Genomic DNA, 15,474 nt, shown 5'->3' on the forward strand with positions numbered 1-15,474 from the left:
CGGGGGAGCTGGTAGCGAGCGAGTTGACAGGCGGCGCGGTTTTTAATATACTTTTCGGGGCCTAAGGCCCCGGTCTGGCGGAATAAGGGGGAAGGAGTCCTACGGAAAAGGTCTACGACGTTATCATCATCGGCACAGGTCCGGCGGGGATTTTTGCGGCCCTTGAGCTGGTGAAAAAGCGGCCGGATTTAAAGGTGGTTATGCTCGACAAGGGCAAGGACCTAAGGGAGCGCCTCTGCCTGGCAAAAACAAATGGCGGGGTCTGCCGCCACTGCAACCCTTGCGCTACGCTTTCCGGATGGGGTGGGGCCGGGGCCTTCAGTGACGGTAAACTTACGCTTTCACCGGAGGTAGGGGGCTACCTGGAGGAGTATGTCGGGCAGGACCACCTGGAGGAGCTCATCACCTACGTAGACGGCATCTACCGGGACTTCGGCGCGCCGGCGGAGGTTTACGGCTCCACCGACGGAGACGAATACGCGGATCTCGTGCGGCGCGCGGTCTTCGCCGGGCTCAGGATTGTTCCGGTGCCGATTAGGCACCTCGGCACCGGACGTTGTGCGGAGGTGCTCCGGCGGATGGAGGAGTACCTCGCGCCGCAGGTCGAGATTCGCTTGAACTGCCCGGCAACGGCGATTCTGGCCGAAAAGGGCCGGGTGTACGGGGTGAGAGTGGCGGACGGCGGGCTCTTACGTGGGCAGGCGGTGATTGTGGCTCCCGGGCGGGAGGGCGCCGCTTGGCTCCGGCAGGAAGCAAAGCGGTTGCGGTTAGAGATGGCGGTTAACCCCGTCGATATCGGCGTGCGGGTCGAGGTCCCGGCTGCGGTCCTGGAGCCGTTGACCAGCCGCTTTTACGAAGTTAAAGCGATCTACTATTCCAAAACCTTTGAGGATAAGGTCCGCACCTTTTGCATGAATCCCGGCGGGGAAGTGGTTATGGAGAATAACGACGGTGTGGTTACGGTGAACGGCCATACCCACGCCTACCGGAAGACCGGCAACACCAATTTCGCGGTACTGGTCAGTAAGACCTTTACCGAACCCTTTAAGGAACCGATTGCTTACGGGCGCCATATCGCCAGCCTGGCCAACCTGCTTGGGAACGGCGTAATCGTGCAGCGCTTGGGAGATCTTTGCGCCGGGCGGCGGACGAATCCGGAGCGGCTGGCTAAGGGCCTGGTCCGGCCCACGTTGAAAGAGGCGACGCCCGGGGACCTGAGTCTGGTCCTGCCGTACCGGCATCTGGTAGGGATCGTAGAGATGCTTCAGGCTTTCGATAAAGTGGTGCCCGGTATATACGCGCGGGACACGCTCCTTTACGGCGCGGAGGTTAAATTTTACTCCTCCCGCCTGAGCCTCAGCCCGTGCCTCGAAACGCGGGTGAAAAACCTTTTTGCGGCGGGTGACGGGGCAGGTGTAACGCGGGGACTGGTGCAGGCGTCTGCTTCAGGAGTGGTGGTGGCGCGCGAAATCTTAAACCGGCTTGGGGGGTAGGTAGACTTTGCCTGCAGTAGCTTTGGTGGGCGCCCAGTGGGGCGACGAAGGCAAGGGTAAGGTTACGGATTTCCTGGCGGCGCAGGCGGACTTCATTGTGCGCTACCAGGGCGGCAATAACGCGGGGCATACGGTGGTGGTTGGGGAGGAAGAGTTCCGCCTCCACCTCATTCCTTCCGGCATCCTCTATCCCGAAAAAACCTGTATTATCGGTAACGGCGTGGTGATCGACCCGGCAGTATTAATCGGGGAGATTGAGGAACTGACGCGGCGCGGGGTGAAGATGGCGCGGCTGCTTATCAGCGAACGGGCTCACGTCATCCTGCCCTACCACCGGATGTTAGACAGCGCGCAAGAAGTGTGGAAAGGGAACGGGCGAATTGGCACCACCGGGCGGGGTATCGGGCCCGCCTACATGGATAAGGTGGCGCGCACGGGTTTGCGCATGATAGACCTTATTAACCCTGAAGTCCTCCGGTGCCGGCTCGAGGAGAATGTCGCCCTGAAAAACGCTCTTTTTGAGCGGGTGTACGGCACGGAGACGGTTTCCTTCGCTGCGCTTTACGAAACGTACCAGGATTACGCCGCGTTTCTTCGGAAATACGTGGTCGATACCGGCGTGGTGCTTCACGAAGCGATTAGCGCGGGCCGGAAGGTTCTCTTCGAAGGGGCCCAGGGAACCCTACTTGATATCGACCACGGGACTTATCCTTACGTTACCTCTTCGAATCCGACGGCAGGTGGTGTCTGTACCGGTGCCGGGGTCGGACCGCGCGTGATCGACTGCGTTGTTGGGATTGCCAAGGCCTACACGACGCGGGTGGGTGAAGGTCCCTTCCCGACGGAGCTTAAAGACCGGCTGGGAGAGGAAATCCGTGCCCGGGGCCGCGAATTTGGCACCACCACGGGGCGGCCGCGCCGTTGTGGCTGGTTCGACGCGGTGATTGCCCGTTATGCGGTGCGGGTGAACGGGCTTGATTACCTTTGCCTCACAAAACTCGACGTCCTCACGGGCATCCCGGTGCTTAAGATCTGCCGGGCCTACCGCTACCGTGGCGAAGAGATTACCAATTTTCCGGCTAGCCTAGACGTCCTGACCGCGTGCGAGCCGGTCTATGAGGAGCTGCCGGGCTGGGACGAAGAGATCACGGGAGCGCGGCGGCTCGCGGATCTTCCAGTGAACGCCCGCCGGTATATCGAGCGGATTGAAGCGCTGGCGGGGGTGCCGGTAGCGCTTGTGGGAGTGGGGGTCCGCCGGGAAGAAACGATCGTCTGTCGGAGCATCTTTTGAGACGCGTAGGTAGGCAGTAGCTGCCGGATTTTACGGGAAAAAATCTGCCGCTGGGTTGACAAACGGCGTGCGCTCCGGGTAAAATAAAAACTGCCGTAGTGGTTTTGAAGTGGCCCCATGGTCAAGTGGACTAAGACACCGGTCTTTCAAGCCGGTAACCCGGGTTCGAATCCCGGTGGGGTCACCAATCTTGGAAGTTAGAGGTTGGCGGTTAGAGGTTGGATAGATGGAAATCGTGTAGTGATTTCCCGCGAAGATTCCCGCTTCTAACCTCCAACATCTTGTCTCTAAAGTGCGGGTGTAGCTCAACGGTAGAGCACCAGCTTCCCAAGCTGGGGGCTGCGGGTTCGATCCCCGTCACCCGCTCCACTCAAACCTAGTAAAATCAAGGCCTCCCGGATTTCGGGAGGCTTTAGATTTCTAACGTCGTGCAAACGGTTTCCTAAAGCAAGCCCCTATCTTTTGGGATCTACACCGCCTGCGTATTCGAAGGACTATTCCATGCGGGCGTTTCGCCCGCATGTGGAAGGATGAAGATAGATAGGCGGCGTTGCCGAGGCTTCTAACGCCTCTTGGTTATTAAAAAGGCTTGGAAGTATTGTTCCCCGTCTGTTGCATCAGGTATAATCAATTTTAAGAGCAATTTGGGCGGTGCCGGAAAGAGATTGCGTAGCCGGCCGAGGAGGAAAAAGCGTGTTTGTCCACGACTGCATGACCGCAAATCCCATCACCATTAGCAAAGATACCCCGATTTTCGAGGCGCTCGAAATTATCCAGAAGCATAAGATCCGCCACCTTCCGGTAACCCGTGACGGCAAACTCATCGGGCTCGTCACGGAGCGGGGGCTGCTTAAGGTTTCGCCTTCGCCGGCCTCTACCCTGAGCGTTTACGAACTCAACTATATCCTCGCGAAGGTTACGGTAGCGGAGGCGATGATCAAGAACCCGATAACCATTAGTCCTAACGCCCCGATCGAGGAGGCCGCACTGATCATGCGGGAGCACAAGGTTGGTTGCCTGCCGGTGGTGGAGGGCGATAAGCTGGTCGGTATTATCACCCAGACCGACATGGTCGAGGCGCTAGTGAACCTTTTTGGGCTGCGGCGGGCGGGCTCCAGGGTGGTCCTTGAGGTGAGCGACCGCGTGGGCGTTCTGGCGGAGATTACTTCCCTTTTGAAGGAGAAAGGGGTGAGTATCCGGAGCCTGGCGACCTTCGAACGGGAGCCAGGGCTTTACGAACTCACCTTCCGCCTGAGCGTGCCGGATGCCCGAGGACTGGCAGCGGAGCTGGAACAGATGGGCTACAAGGTGATCTCAGTTAGTTAAGGGGGGAGAAACGGTGGGCAAGCACATCAAGACGATTCTGCCCGGCAAGGAAGTGCGCCGGGGAGGCTGTGGCGAATGCCAGGCATCGTGCCAGTCGGCGTGCAAGACTTCTTGCACCGTAGGCAACCAGAGCTGCAAGCGGAAGGCGTAAGGGCGAAAAGGTTTCGCCGGGCAACTGTGAGGGCGTAATCGTGACACGAGCGAAGGTTTCGCCCTCTTTTTGTTTGGCGAGGGTTAACTCCGGGCGTTCGGGTGACCGGCAATTTAGGGCGCTACGGGTAGCCCGGTGTAGCGCCTGAGGATCGCTGGCGAACCCGTTTGCCGGGACTTTATTATAACTTTGTAATACTTGTAATGACTGTTATAACGTAATAACAACACGGGGCGCCGTACTGACCCCGTAACTTAAGTGGAGGGGCGGAAATGGTTCATCTATTTGAAATCGGCAGCCGCAAGCTGGTTTTCGATCCGGTAAGCGGTGGTCTGCACGCCGTTGATGATCTGGCGTGGGAAATTATCGGGGCCCTTGCCGGCGGGCGGGCGCTGCCGCAAGGGTCTGCGTCAGAGGCCGTGGCGGCGGTCCTTGCCGAGATAGAGGAACTGAAGGCCAACGGGTCCCTTTTTGTACCCGACCAGGCCCGGGAGCTTTATGTGCCGCCCCCTTTCGCGCCTAAGTCGCTCTGCCTCATGGTTGCGCAGGAGTGTAACCTGCGCTGCACCTACTGTTTTGCGGGCGAAGGCACTTACGGGGGGGGAGGCCTCATGTCCGAAGAAGTGGCGCTCCGGGCGATTGACTTTCTTCTGGAGCGCTCCGGGCCGGTCCGGGCGGTGGAGGTCGACTTTTTCGGCGGGGAGCCGCTCCTCAACTGGCCCGTGGTAACCGCGGTGGTCGATTACGCCACGGAGAGAGCGAAAGCCTGTCACAAGGAGATTTCTTTCACCCTGACCACAAACGCTGTTCTCTTGGACACGACAAAGAGCCGTTACCTGATAGAAAAAGGAATCAACGTTGTCCTGAGCCTTGACGGGCGCAAAGAGGTGCACGACCGCTTCCGCTGCTTCCCCGGTGGCGCCGGCTCTTACGAAAGGGTGCTGGCGAATTGCCGTAGCTTTTTCCAAGCCTGGGACGAGGTCCCGCGCCCTTCCTACTGCTACATCCGGGGGACCTACACCCGGTTCAACCTTGATTTTTCGCGGGATTTCCGTCACCTTGTTGAAGAAGGCTTCACGGCGATTTCTCTTGAACCGGTTGTGGCGTCGCCGGCAGAGCCCTACGCGCTCCGCGAGCAGGATGTCGCCCTGGCGGTTGCGGAGTACGAGCGCCTGGCCGAAGATTACCTCGCTTTCCGGCGCAGCGGGAGGCCCGTCCGTTTCTTCCACTTTGAGCTCGACCCGGCCGGAGGCCCCTGCCTAACGAAGCGGCTGACCGGGTGCGGCGCCGGCTTTTCCTACGTGGCGGTGGATGTTGACGGGCGCCTTTACCCGTGCCACCAGTTTGTGGGTGACGCTGCCTTCTGTCTAGGCGACCTTGCCACCGGGACGGTGCGGCAGGAAGTAGTTGAGGCTTTCCGTAACGCTCATGTTTACAACAAGCCAACCTGTGCGGCTTGCTGGGCACGCTTTTTTTGCGGTGGCGGCTGTCACGCGGCGGCGCACCTGGTCAACGGCGACATAATGAAGCCTTACGCTATCGGATGTATGCTGATGCAAAAGCGCGCGGAGTGCGCCCTCTACCTTTTGGCGCAGACCGCCGGGACAAATTCTGAGGAATAATGGCAGAAAGGGAGTTATGTTTTGAAAACGAGAAAGATTTGGCTAGTTTGTGGCTCCACGCGCATTTGTGATTTAAATCTGACCTGTTAAAATAAACTTGCTACTTTTTTCGTGCCTGGAGGCCGCCGTGCTGCGCCGCTTGCCGCCGGGCGGGAGGCAAGGGCGACAATAAGAGATACCTAGCGAAAGAGGTGGTTCTATTGCGGAAGATACCCTTTCCCTGGTTGCAAAAAGGCACCAGGAGCGTGAAGTGCTGGCACCGGGAAATGAAAGAACAACTGCTGGTTATTTTGGCTGCCGTTATCGTTACCTTCACGGTTATCTATCTTTCGGGTACGGGTTGGGCCGTTGCGGTGGACGGGAAAATGGTGGGGGTGGTGAAAAGTCGGGCGGTCGTTGCGGCGACCCTCGGGGAAATTTTGCAGGCGAATGCAACACTGGGTCAGCCGGGCAGGCCGGGGGGCAAGGTGACGTACCGGCGCGTCCGGGTGGCTCAGGGCGACTGCCTCACGCAGGCGCAGTTAAAGGAGCGCCTCGAGGAAGCTCTCGACCTTTATACCCGGGCTACCGTGGTCCAGGTTGACGGGCGGGACCGTTTCTTTTTCAAGGATCGCCAGACGGCCAGCGCTTTCCTGCAGGCGGTTGTGAAAACGTACGCGCCAAGGCCGGAGGAGAAGGCCGCTTTTGCCGAGAAGATAACCATAACCACGCGGCGGGTACCCGTTTCTCGCTTGATGAGCGTGGCGGAAGCTGTCGCGGTTGTGCGGCGGGGCATAGAGGAGCGGTGGCGCTATACAGTGAAGGAAGGCGATACGCTCTGGGACATCGCCCGGGCCCAGGGGCTGGCTGTTGAGGACGTAATTGCGGCCAATCCCGGGATGAACCCGGACCGGCTCTCCATCGGTCAAGTGATCAGGCTGCGCCGGGAAAAGCCGGTACTTACCGTAGTCCAGGAGTACGAGGCCGCCAAGGTAGAGCCGATTCCTTTCCCGCGGGAAATAAGGTATGACCGATCCCTCCACCGGGGACAGGTAAAGATAGTCAAGTATGGTAAGCCCGGCAAAAAAGAGATCACCTACCGGATCAAGGTAGAAAACGGGGTAGAAGTTTCCCGGACGGTTATTAGAACCACAGAACTCGTGGCTCCGGTCAAGCAGATAGAGCTGCGCGGTAGTCGCTACCTCCTCGCCTCCCGTGGTGACGGGAGAGCTTCTCTGGGCTGGCCGCTGTCCGGACCAATCCTTTCCGGCTTTGGCATGCGCTGGGGGCGGATGCACACCGGGCTGGATATCGGTAGCGGTTACGGCACCCCCGTGGGTGCGGCCAGCAGCGGGACCGTGATCCGGGCCGGGTGGTACGGCGGCTACGGCAGAACGGTAGACATCGACCACGGCAACGGCGTGGTTACCCGGTACGCGCACCTCGCGAGTATTTCGGTCGGTATAGGCGAGGTTGTGGGGCGGGGTGAAGTGGTCGGTACGGTTGGCTCTTCCGGGCACGCCTACGGGCCGCACCTGCATTTCGAGGTCATCGTAAACGGCGAACCGCGCAACCCTTTGAACTACCTCTGAACTACCGCGACAGGGTAAAATATCTGGCGAAAATGCCAGATATTTTGTTTTAAGAGGCGGCTCACTCCTTATGATACCTGTGGTATACTGGAGACGCCATGAGAAAAGAGGGGGACGCCAGCAATGCTCTCGCTTAGAAAACGAAAGAAGATTATTAAAGCCGTATTTTGGGTGCTCACCATCGCTCTTGGCGTGGGCTTGGTCGGTTCTTCGGTGATCTGGACGGCTCCTGATAAACCGGTTAAAGAAACGGCGGCACCGCAGGAAACAGTCGACGCGCAGATTGCGAAAGCTGCTGCCCGTAAAGACGTAGCCGCCTTGCTATCCATAGGGGGGCAGTGTCAGGCGCAGAATGATACCCGGCACGCCGCCGCTGCTTACCAGCAGGTGCTCCGCCTGGCGCCAGATAATACGGCAGCCCGCCTGAGCTTGGTTGAGCTCTACTTTATGAATAACGAGTACGACCGGGCGCTTGAACAGGCGGAGGCCATCCTCGAAAAGAACCCGGACCACCAGAAGGCGCTTTACTACCGGGGGCTGATCCGTGGCTTCGGCAAGAAGGATTATGCTGGTGCTGTGACCGACCTGAAGCGCTTCGTTGCGCTCGCCCGGTCCGGGCAAGAGGTAGAAGAGGCAAAAGACCTGATCAAGGAATGGGCAGCAAAACAGTGAACGGCTGCCCCGCGCGGGCACAACGTTACGCAAAATTACCACTATGAATAACCGGACGGGCTACTTATAATTATTAAATAAAAAACCAATTGATTAGTTTTATGCAGCTTGTCCGGCTAAGCGCACCGGTAAAATTTATTTTCCTAGCTTTTCTTTTTCTGTTTTTCTGGTTATTGCGGGCTCCCTTTTTCACCAGGATGTATGCCTGGGAATTTCTGAGAGAGGTTAATAGATGCCTTGTTTGCGTGCAGTATGCGGGATTCTGCCGTCTGGAGGGGAAGTTTGCCGTTATCCTTTACCCGCAAGGGGAAGAGGTCGGGGCGAAAATCGTCTTGAAGGCTGCCGAACAATTCATCCCCGAGGTGGCGCGAGAATTCGGATTTACCTCGAAAAGCCGGGTACCCATTATCCTCTACAGGAGCCAGGAAGAATTGAACCGTCCCTTTGGTTGGCCTGCTGACGAAGGAACGATGGGTGTTTACTGGGCGGGAACAATCCGCGTTTTAAGCCCCCGCGCCTGGATTTCGGCCCCGGACGAGAGGGGTCTGGAAAAAACCTTTTTCGCCAGCGGCCCGATGGCGCACGAGATGGTGCACCTGGTAGTTGATTACCAGACGCGGGGCAATTGTCCGCGGTGGCTGACAGAAGGGCTGGCGCAGGAAATCGAGTGGCGCCTGACCGGTTTTCTCTTTGAGCCCCCGCCGCAGATTTCTGGGTGGTATTCCTTCGCCAGGCTGGAAGATTTTGATGCCTTGCCGGATCAGCGCCTTGCTTACTACCAGTCGTTTCTGATGGTCCGTTACCTGTTGCGGGATGCCGGGGCGGGGAAGATCCGGGAGTTGCTCGCCGATCTCGGGCGCGGTTTCTCTTTCGAGCGGGCCTTCGGCCACGCGATGGGTTTTGACCTGCGCGAGTTCGAAGAAAAATTCATGCAGAATAGTGAATGGGGGATGCTGGTTGGACCAGAAGATCATTGTCCGCGGCGGCCGGCGGCTTAAAGGCCGGGTACGGGTAAATGGTGCCAAGAATGCGGCCCTGGCGATTCTCTGCGGCGCCACCCTCGCCGGAGAGAATGTGGTTCTCGATAACGTTCCGAACATCACCGACGTCCAGCACATCATTCAGGTGCTCTCCTTTCTCGGTGCCCGCGTAGTTTGGTGGCGCGAAGACGCCGTCACCATTAGTGTTCCTTCGCTTACGGTGCGCGAAGCCCCTTACGATTTGGTAAAGAAGCTGCGGGCCTCGAATTTGCTTTTAGGACCGCTCCTCGCCCGGTGCGGCGAAGTCAGGATACCGCTGCCCGGCGGGTGCAATATTGGCGCCAGGCCAATGGACCTCCATTTCAAAGGGCTCAGCGCCCTTGGTGCGGAGTTAAGTTTGGAAAAAGGGTATATCTGTGCCAAGGCGAAACGACTGCGGGGAGCGCAGGTTTATCTCGATTTCCCAAGCGTTGGGGCCACGGAAAATATTATGATGGCGGCGTGCCTGGCCGAAGGACAAACTTTGATTCAGAATGCAGCGAAAGAGCCCGAGGTGGTTGACCTCGCGAACTTCTTGAATAGCCTTGGGGCGCGGATTTTCGGCGCGGGAACGGACGTGATTCGGATCGAAGGGGTGAAGGAGCTGGGCAGACCGGTCCATTATAGCGTAATCCCGGACCGGATCGAAGCGGGCACGCTCATGGTGGCGGCGGTGGCCACGCGGGGCGAGGTGGAAATCGAAGGGGTTATTCCCCGGCATATTCAGCCCCTTACGGCGAAACTCCGAGAGATGGGTGCGGAGATTGTAGAGGGTGAGGACGTCTTTTATATAAAGGCGCCCGATGAACTGCGCCCGGTGAACGTGAAGACGATGCCTTATCCGGGTTTCCCCACCGATATGCAGTCCCAGGTGATGGCCTTGCTGAGCACGGTTCCCGGAACCAGCCTGATTGTCGAGAATATCTACGAGAACCGCTTCCAGGTGGCGCAAGAGCTGCGCCGGATGGGCGCCCAAATCAAGGTTGAGGGTCGGGTGGCAGTTGTTGAGGGCGTGCCGCGTCTTTACGGGGCGCAGGTCCGCGCCACGGACCTAAGGGCTGGAGCCGCGCTTGTAATTGCGGGACTTATGGCGGAAGGCGAGACGGAGGTAGTCGGGGCGGAGGTTATTTACCGGGGGTACAAGGATTTTGAGAAGCGGCTGGCGCGTTTAGGAGCAGACCTTGCGGCGGCGAACGGGCAGGAACAATTTTTTGCCTTAGGAGAAAAAAGTGACCCCGGGAGAAGGAATATCCCGACATACCGCGAATAGAAAATATGGTTAGTTTTGCTGTTCCTCGGGAACGGGAGGGGGTGAAAGCAAGCGCAGCCAGCATCCTGGGGAGGAGCGGGGCCAACAGACTCCCTGCAGCGACCGGAGCAGTTTTCTGTAAAGCTCCCATTCTATCTGGCTGCTTTGTTGTTGGTTGACCTGGAGGTAGGAATTTTTTTCGGCGAAGAATCGGTAAAACAAGTAATCTATCACAGGAGGTAAAGATGCTATGTTCGTGGTAACGCGTGACGAAGAAAAGTGCGAAGGGTGCGGCGAGTGCGTTGAGGCTTGTCCGGCAGGGATCCTCGAATTGGTAGACGGCAAAGTAAGAATTACCGACGAGACGGCGTGCCTCGGCTGCGAAACCTGTGTTACCGTGTGCCCGACTGGTGCCATTACCATTCAGGAGGTTTAAGGCCGCTGCTTCTTTACCGGCCTGCAGTTTGAGCAAAGGAGGTGCGTCGGGGTGAAGGTTTTTGTAGGGCAGGTTCTCCCTTACATTACAGTGGCAATCCTGCTCGGGGGTATTACCTGGCGTATCTGGCGCTGGATGATCGGCCAGATTGTTCATAACATCACGCTGCCACCTTTTCCTTCTTCTTGGCCAGCAGCGATCGTTTGGATCCTTTGGCAGATCGTCAGCTTCTGGAACATTTTTAAGTTTGACAGGGGACTTTGGGTTTTCGCTTGGCCGATGCATGTGGCGCTGGCCTCCATTGCCGGGGGGCATTTCCTCGGTATCTATACGCTGGGTCAGCAATTCCACCTCCTGCTTCCCTGGATAGTAACGCCGCACCAGAGCGAAGCGGCTTCCAACTTCTTAGGCACCACCTTCGGGATTCTCTTTTTCCTAATGCTGCTCGGTCTACTTTACCGGCGGCTGGCGATCGAGAAGGTGCGGGTCATCTCCGCGCCGAGCGATTATCTCCACCTGCTTTTGCTCTTAGGAATTGTCGGGGTAGGAGACTATATGCGGCTTGTGCATACCGCCAGCCTCCACTACGCCGAAGCACGGGAGTATTTAGCGGGACTCTTCACCTTCAACCCGCAACCGTTGCCGGATAACGGCTTTTTCTTCATTCATTTTCTCCTGGTCCAGATAATGCTCATTATTTTCCCCTTCTCGAAGCTGATGCATCCGTTCGGGATTTTGTGGAACCGGTGGATTTATAACCGTCCCTTCCAGCAGCCGCCGGTTGGCCTTCCCGGCGCTAAGATCAAGCTATAGACCTTGTTGCGGAAGGAGGTGAAGAGACATGCCCAAGAAGGTTTTGTCTAACGGTACGGAGGTGGCCCAGCCAGCGAGGGCACCCGACCGCCTGCTCAAGAGATTGCACGTGCGGGAGGTTCCGGATGCGGAAAAGCCCGCCGAGGCGATTAAATGGCTTGACTACTACCGTAAAAACCGCCGTTCGCTAACCTTGGCGATGGAGTCCTGCGTCAAGTGCGGGGTGTGCGCTGAGAACTGCCACGCTTACCTGGGAACCAAGGACCCGAACAACATCCCCGCGGGCCGCGCAGACCTGATGCGCCGGGTTTACAAGCGGTATTTCACCGTCCAGGGGCGTCTCTTCGGAAGTCTGGTAGGCGCCGAAGAAATGACGATGGACACGCTTGAGAAATGGTTCAGCTACTACTACCAGTGCACCGAGTGTCGCCGCTGCGGTCATGTTTGCCCGTTCGGAATTGACACCTGCGAAGTTACCATGGCCGGTCGCGAGATTCTCTGGGCCCTGGGAATGGTGCCGGAACTGCAGGGTGCTGCCTCGGCCGCGGTCTTCGAACGGGGCAACCAGGGCGGCGTGACCAAAGCTGCAGCCGTGGACACGCATAGCTTCCTCAGCGACGAGCTGGAAGAAGAGCGCGGTTTCCGGATCGAGTTTCCCGTTGATAAGCCCAATTCTGATATCCTTTACGTTCCTTCCTCGGCAGACTATCTGCTCAACCCGGAAACGCTGAAGGGTGCCGCGCAGTTCTTCGAGTATATCGGGGCCAACTGGACGATTTCCTCGTACATGCTCGAGGCCGGTAACTTTGGTCTCCTCACTGACCAGCACTCAGTTCAGCGGGAACTTGTACGGCGCCTCTGGTGGGTGGTGGCCGACCTCGGGATTAAGAAAGTGGTCTTTGGCGAGTGCGGTCACGGCTGGCGCGCCTGGAAGATGTATACCCCGAGCCTTACCGACTACGCCGTTGCCGGTGCCGGTTACTACTACCAGCGAGTGCCAATCGTCAACATCCACCAAGAAGTGGCGGCGCTCATTAAGGCGGGGAAACTGAAACTCGATCCGAAGAACAACCGGCTGGCGCCGCCGGGCACGAAGGTGACCTTTCACGACCCGTGCAACTATGTCCGGGCCGACCAGCTTGGGGAAGTCTTCCGTATTAACCTGTACGCCTCGGTGCCGGAGGTCCGGGAAATGTATCCGAACTACGAGAAGAACTTCTGCTGCGGCGGCGGGTCAGCAGTGCTTTACGATGACCCGGAGATGTACGCGCTCCGCATTAAGTTCTTCCAGAAAAAAGCCGATCAGATCCGGGCTTCGGGCGCTAACCACATCTGCGCGCCTTGCTCCATCTGTAAGGCACAGTTCTACCCGATGGTTAAGGAACACAATCTGGCGCGTGAAGACGGCACGATTATGCCGGTTAACGGCCTGATTGACTTTGTGGGGGCAGCGTTGGTCTTCAAGGGACACAGACAGATTTAGGGGGTGGTTCTTCGGATACCGTTTAGCTGATCTTCTGACAGTGCCTGTATAACGTAACAGGAAAAGGTTCTACTGTAGTTTCTGGGTGATTCCGCAAGAAAAACAAAATCTCTCGGAGGTGTCAAGGAATGCCTTTTATCGAACTTCTCGGTAAGCAGGTTGAGGTTGACGAGGACGGGTTCATTCAGGACCCGGAGATTTGGAACAAGGAACTCGCCGAGGCCCTAGCGCCGATGGAAGAGGTCAAGCAGATGACCGACGACCACTGGAAGGTGGTTATGTACATCCGGGACTACTACCTCCGGACCGGCGTGGCGCCGATGATCCGTAAGCTCTGCAAAGACACCGGCTTCAACCTGAAACAGATTTACGAACTCTTCCCGACGGGTCCCGCGAAGGGTGCTTGTAAGATTGCCGGCTTGCCCAAGCCCACCGGCTGCGTGTAAGCAGGCCTTTCCACAAAGAGGTTATCTCCTTAACCCGGGGATCCCCCCGGGTTAAGAGGTTTTTTGGGTAAAAATAATTTCTGGCGGTGCGAAAAATAGGTTTACAAGGCGGGAGACGTCCTTGGAGCAGGTTTTTAACGTTCCGCGCGTGGTAATCGGCGCGCCACAGGGTCGTTCCGGGAAGACCACGGTTACGCTCGGGCTTATCGCAGCGCTTTCCGCCCGGGGGCTCAAGGTCCAGCCCTTCAAAAAGGGCCCCGACTTTATCGATCCGGGCTGGCTGGGCCGGGTAGCGGGCCGGGTATGCCGCAACCTCGACGCCTTCTTCATGGACCGGGAGACGCTACGCTGGAGTCTTTACCGTGGCGGGGCGGGAGCGGATGTGGCGGTCATCGAAGGGGCGATGGGGCTTTTCGACGGGGTTGACCTGGCGGGAAGCGGGAGTACTGCCGAGATCGCCAAGGCTCTGGCGGCGCCGGTGCTCCTGGTGGTAAACGCGGTGCGGATGACCAGGAGCATCGCGGCCATCGTTCTCGGGTGCCAGCATTTCGACCCCGAGGTCAGTATCGGCGGCGTCATTCTCAATAATGTGGCGCGCCCGCGCCACGAAAGGATGCTGCGGGCGGCAGTGGAAAACTTCTGCGGTCTCCCGGTCGTAGGCGCGCTGCCTAAGAACCGGGCGTGGCAGATACCCGACCGGCACCTGGGGCTTATTCCGGTGGGGGAGGACGATCGCCTGTGGCAGGCTATAGAAGCCGCCCGCGCGGGGGCGGAGGAGCACCTCGATCTCGACGCGATCCTCGCCATAGCGCGGGCGGCGCCGCCGCTACCGCTTCCCGCACCGCCGATAGAAACGGGTGTGCGCCTTACGGAGCCGGTCCGGATCGGGGTTTTCCGGGACCGGGCCTTCAGCTTCTACTATCCGGAGAACTTGGAGGCCCTTGAGGAGGCCGGGGCGCGCTTGGTTTTTATCGATGCTCTTCACGACCCTCTTCCGGAGGTTGACGCTGTCTATATCGGCGGCGGCTTTCCGGAGGTTTTCGGGGCGGAACTCGAGGCCAACAGGAGCCTCCGGGAGGCGCTCCGGAGTAGGGTGGAAGAAGGATTGCCTGTATACGCGGAGTGCGGCGGGCTCATTTACCTGAGCCGGAGCCTAACCTACGCGGGTCGCCGCTTCGCCATGGCGGGCGTCTTCCCTTTTGACGTTACTGTGGACAACGAGCCCCGCGGCCACGGTTACATGCGGTTGCGGGCTCTCGAAGGGAACCCCTACTTCCCGCCGGGACGGGAGATAAAGGGGCACGAGTTTCACCATTCGGCACTGGCGGCACTGCCGCCGGAGGGCCGCTTTGGCTTCGCCGTCGAGCGGGGCTACGGGATAGACGGGACGCGGGACGGTCTTGTTTACAAGAACGTTCTCGGGGCTTACTGTCATATCCACGCGCTTGCGGTTCCCGACTGGGCGGTGGTTTTTGTCGGCAAGGCGGCAGCTTACCGGGACCAGAAGAGGAGCAAAAACCAGGCTTTGGCTCGGGTTTAGCAGCGCGGTCCGGGCATTTTACCCGGAAAGGTGGGGGAAAATGTCGGTAGTACTGGTATACATCACCTGCGCCGGCAGGGAGGAGGCGCGGGCGATCGCGCAGGAGTTGGTCACGGCGCGCCTTGCGGCCTGTGTGAACATCCTGCCGGAGATCGAATCCTTCTTTCACTGGGAAGGCCGCCTTGACCAAGCGCGGGAGACGGCTCTCGTTGCGAAGACGGTGACGGCAAAGGTTCCGGACCTGGTGGCGGCGGTCCGCAAAAAGCATAGCTATTCAGTCCCGGCCATCCTCGTCTTGCCGGTGGTTGACGGGTTTCCCCCTTTTCTGGACTGGGTGAGGAGCGAGGTTGCCGATTGAAGCA

15 protein-coding genes and 2 tRNA genes are annotated in these 15,474 nt (G+C 58.5%); all 17 read left to right on the forward strand.

Annotation, left to right across the window (positions count from 1 at the left end; translation table 11 throughout):
* Positions 1–122: 122 nt before the first annotated feature.
* The 17 genes from EDD75_RS07220 (at position 123) to cutA (ending at position 15,470) form a co-directional block, all read left to right on the forward strand.
* The gene (locus EDD75_RS07220; protein WP_123930157.1) at positions 123–1,493 is read left to right on the forward strand and encodes an NAD(P)/FAD-dependent oxidoreductase; all 1,371 of its coding nucleotides are present in this window, start codon (positions 123–125) and stop codon (positions 1,491–1,493) included.
* Positions 1,494–1,500: 7 nt separating this feature from the next.
* Entirely contained in the window at positions 1,501–2,784 is a 1,284-nt protein-coding gene (locus tag EDD75_RS07225; protein ID WP_123930160.1) for an adenylosuccinate synthase, read from the forward strand.
* 111 nt (positions 2,785–2,895) lie between these two features.
* Positions 2,896–2,971 (forward strand) — tRNA-Glu (locus tag EDD75_RS07230).
* Between the two features lie 107 nt (positions 2,972–3,078).
* Positions 3,079–3,153 (forward strand) — tRNA-Gly (locus tag EDD75_RS07235).
* Between the two features lie 324 nt (positions 3,154–3,477).
* Positions 3,478–4,110, forward strand: coding sequence for a CBS and ACT domain-containing protein (locus EDD75_RS07240; protein ID WP_123930163.1), 633 nt, complete (start codon positions 3,478–3,480; stop codon positions 4,108–4,110).
* A gap of 25 nt (positions 4,111–4,135) precedes the next feature.
* A complete protein-coding gene (gene scfA / locus EDD75_RS07245; RefSeq protein WP_245963125.1) occupies positions 4,136–4,261 on the forward strand; it encodes a six-cysteine ranthipeptide SCIFF in 126 nt (41 codons plus the stop codon).
* A gap of 272 nt (positions 4,262–4,533) precedes the next feature.
* The gene (scfB, locus tag EDD75_RS07250) at positions 4,534–5,883 is read left to right on the forward strand and encodes a thioether cross-link-forming SCIFF peptide maturase (RefSeq protein WP_123930169.1); all 1,350 of its coding nucleotides are present in this window, start codon (positions 4,534–4,536) and stop codon (positions 5,881–5,883) included.
* A gap of 200 nt (positions 5,884–6,083) precedes the next feature.
* Positions 6,084–7,454 carry a peptidoglycan DD-metalloendopeptidase family protein gene (locus EDD75_RS07255; RefSeq protein ID WP_123930172.1) on the forward strand — a complete coding sequence of 457 codons (1,371 nt, stop codon included), beginning with the start codon at positions 6,084–6,086 and terminating at the stop codon, positions 7,452–7,454.
* Between the two features lie 123 nt (positions 7,455–7,577).
* Positions 7,578–8,126 (forward strand): tetratricopeptide repeat protein, encoded by a 549-nt coding sequence (locus EDD75_RS07260; RefSeq protein WP_123930175.1) that lies wholly within the window; start codon positions 7,578–7,580, stop codon positions 8,124–8,126.
* 245 nt (positions 8,127–8,371) lie between these two features.
* Positions 8,372–9,124: a peptidase MA family metallohydrolase gene (locus EDD75_RS11365; protein WP_245963098.1), complete on the forward strand. Its 753-nt coding sequence runs from the start codon at positions 8,372–8,374 to the stop codon at positions 9,122–9,124.
* Positions 9,084–10,415 carry a UDP-N-acetylglucosamine 1-carboxyvinyltransferase gene (gene murA, locus EDD75_RS07265; RefSeq protein ID WP_245963099.1) on the forward strand — a complete coding sequence of 444 codons (1,332 nt, stop codon included), beginning with the start codon at positions 9,084–9,086 and terminating at the stop codon, positions 10,413–10,415. The genes EDD75_RS11365 and murA overlap by 41 nt, the downstream gene beginning before the upstream one ends.
* Before the next feature lie 229 nt (positions 10,416–10,644).
* Positions 10,645–10,830 (forward strand): 4Fe-4S dicluster domain-containing protein, encoded by a 186-nt coding sequence (locus tag EDD75_RS07270; protein WP_123930182.1) that lies wholly within the window; start codon positions 10,645–10,647, stop codon positions 10,828–10,830.
* A gap of 51 nt (positions 10,831–10,881) precedes the next feature.
* Positions 10,882–11,643: a respiratory nitrate reductase subunit gamma gene (locus EDD75_RS07275; RefSeq protein ID WP_123930185.1), complete on the forward strand. Its 762-nt coding sequence runs from the start codon at positions 10,882–10,884 to the stop codon at positions 11,641–11,643.
* A 28-nt stretch (positions 11,644–11,671) separates the two neighbouring features.
* Positions 11,672–13,126: a (Fe-S)-binding protein gene (locus EDD75_RS07280; RefSeq protein WP_123930188.1), complete on the forward strand. Its 1,455-nt coding sequence runs from the start codon at positions 11,672–11,674 to the stop codon at positions 13,124–13,126.
* Between the two features lie 128 nt (positions 13,127–13,254).
* Positions 13,255–13,572 carry a TusE/DsrC/DsvC family sulfur relay protein gene (locus EDD75_RS07285; RefSeq protein WP_123930191.1) on the forward strand — a complete coding sequence of 106 codons (318 nt, stop codon included), beginning with the start codon at positions 13,255–13,257 and terminating at the stop codon, positions 13,570–13,572.
* 121 nt (positions 13,573–13,693) lie between these two features.
* On the forward strand, positions 13,694–15,112 hold the full coding sequence (locus tag EDD75_RS07290; protein ID WP_123930194.1) for a cobyrinic acid a,c-diamide synthase CobB: 1,419 nt from the start codon (positions 13,694–13,696) through the stop codon (positions 15,110–15,112).
* 40 nt (positions 15,113–15,152) lie between these two features.
* On the forward strand, positions 15,153–15,470 hold the full coding sequence (gene cutA / locus EDD75_RS07295) for a divalent-cation tolerance protein CutA (protein ID WP_123930197.1): 318 nt from the start codon (positions 15,153–15,155) through the stop codon (positions 15,468–15,470).
* The last annotated feature ends 4 nt before the right edge of the window (positions 15,471–15,474 follow it).

Origin of the sequence: Thermodesulfitimonas autotrophica, from assembly GCF_003815015.1 — a bacterium.
Lineage (GTDB): Bacteria > Bacillota > Desulfotomaculia > Desulfotomaculales > Ammonificaceae > Thermodesulfitimonas > Thermodesulfitimonas autotrophica.

Excerpts from the sequence above, each read along its gene's own strand:
- scfB (WP_123930169.1), top strand. The coding sequence starts at position 4,534 with ATGGTTCATCTATTTGAAATCGGCAGCCGCAAGCTGGTTTTCGATCCG.
- EDD75_RS07285 (WP_123930191.1), top strand. The coding sequence starts at position 13,255 with ATGCCTTTTATCGAACTTCTCGGTAAGCAGGTTGAGGTTGACGAGGAC.
- EDD75_RS07280 (WP_123930188.1), top strand. The coding sequence starts at position 11,672 with ATGCCCAAGAAGGTTTTGTCTAACGGTACGGAGGTGGCCCAGCCAGCG.
- EDD75_RS07260 (WP_123930175.1), top strand. The coding sequence starts at position 7,578 with ATGCTCTCGCTTAGAAAACGAAAGAAGATTATTAAAGCCGTATTTTGG.
- EDD75_RS07270 (WP_123930182.1), top strand. The coding sequence starts at position 10,645 with ATGTTCGTGGTAACGCGTGACGAAGAAAAGTGCGAAGGGTGCGGCGAG.
- cutA (WP_123930197.1), top strand. The coding sequence starts at position 15,153 with ATGTCGGTAGTACTGGTATACATCACCTGCGCCGGCAGGGAGGAGGCG.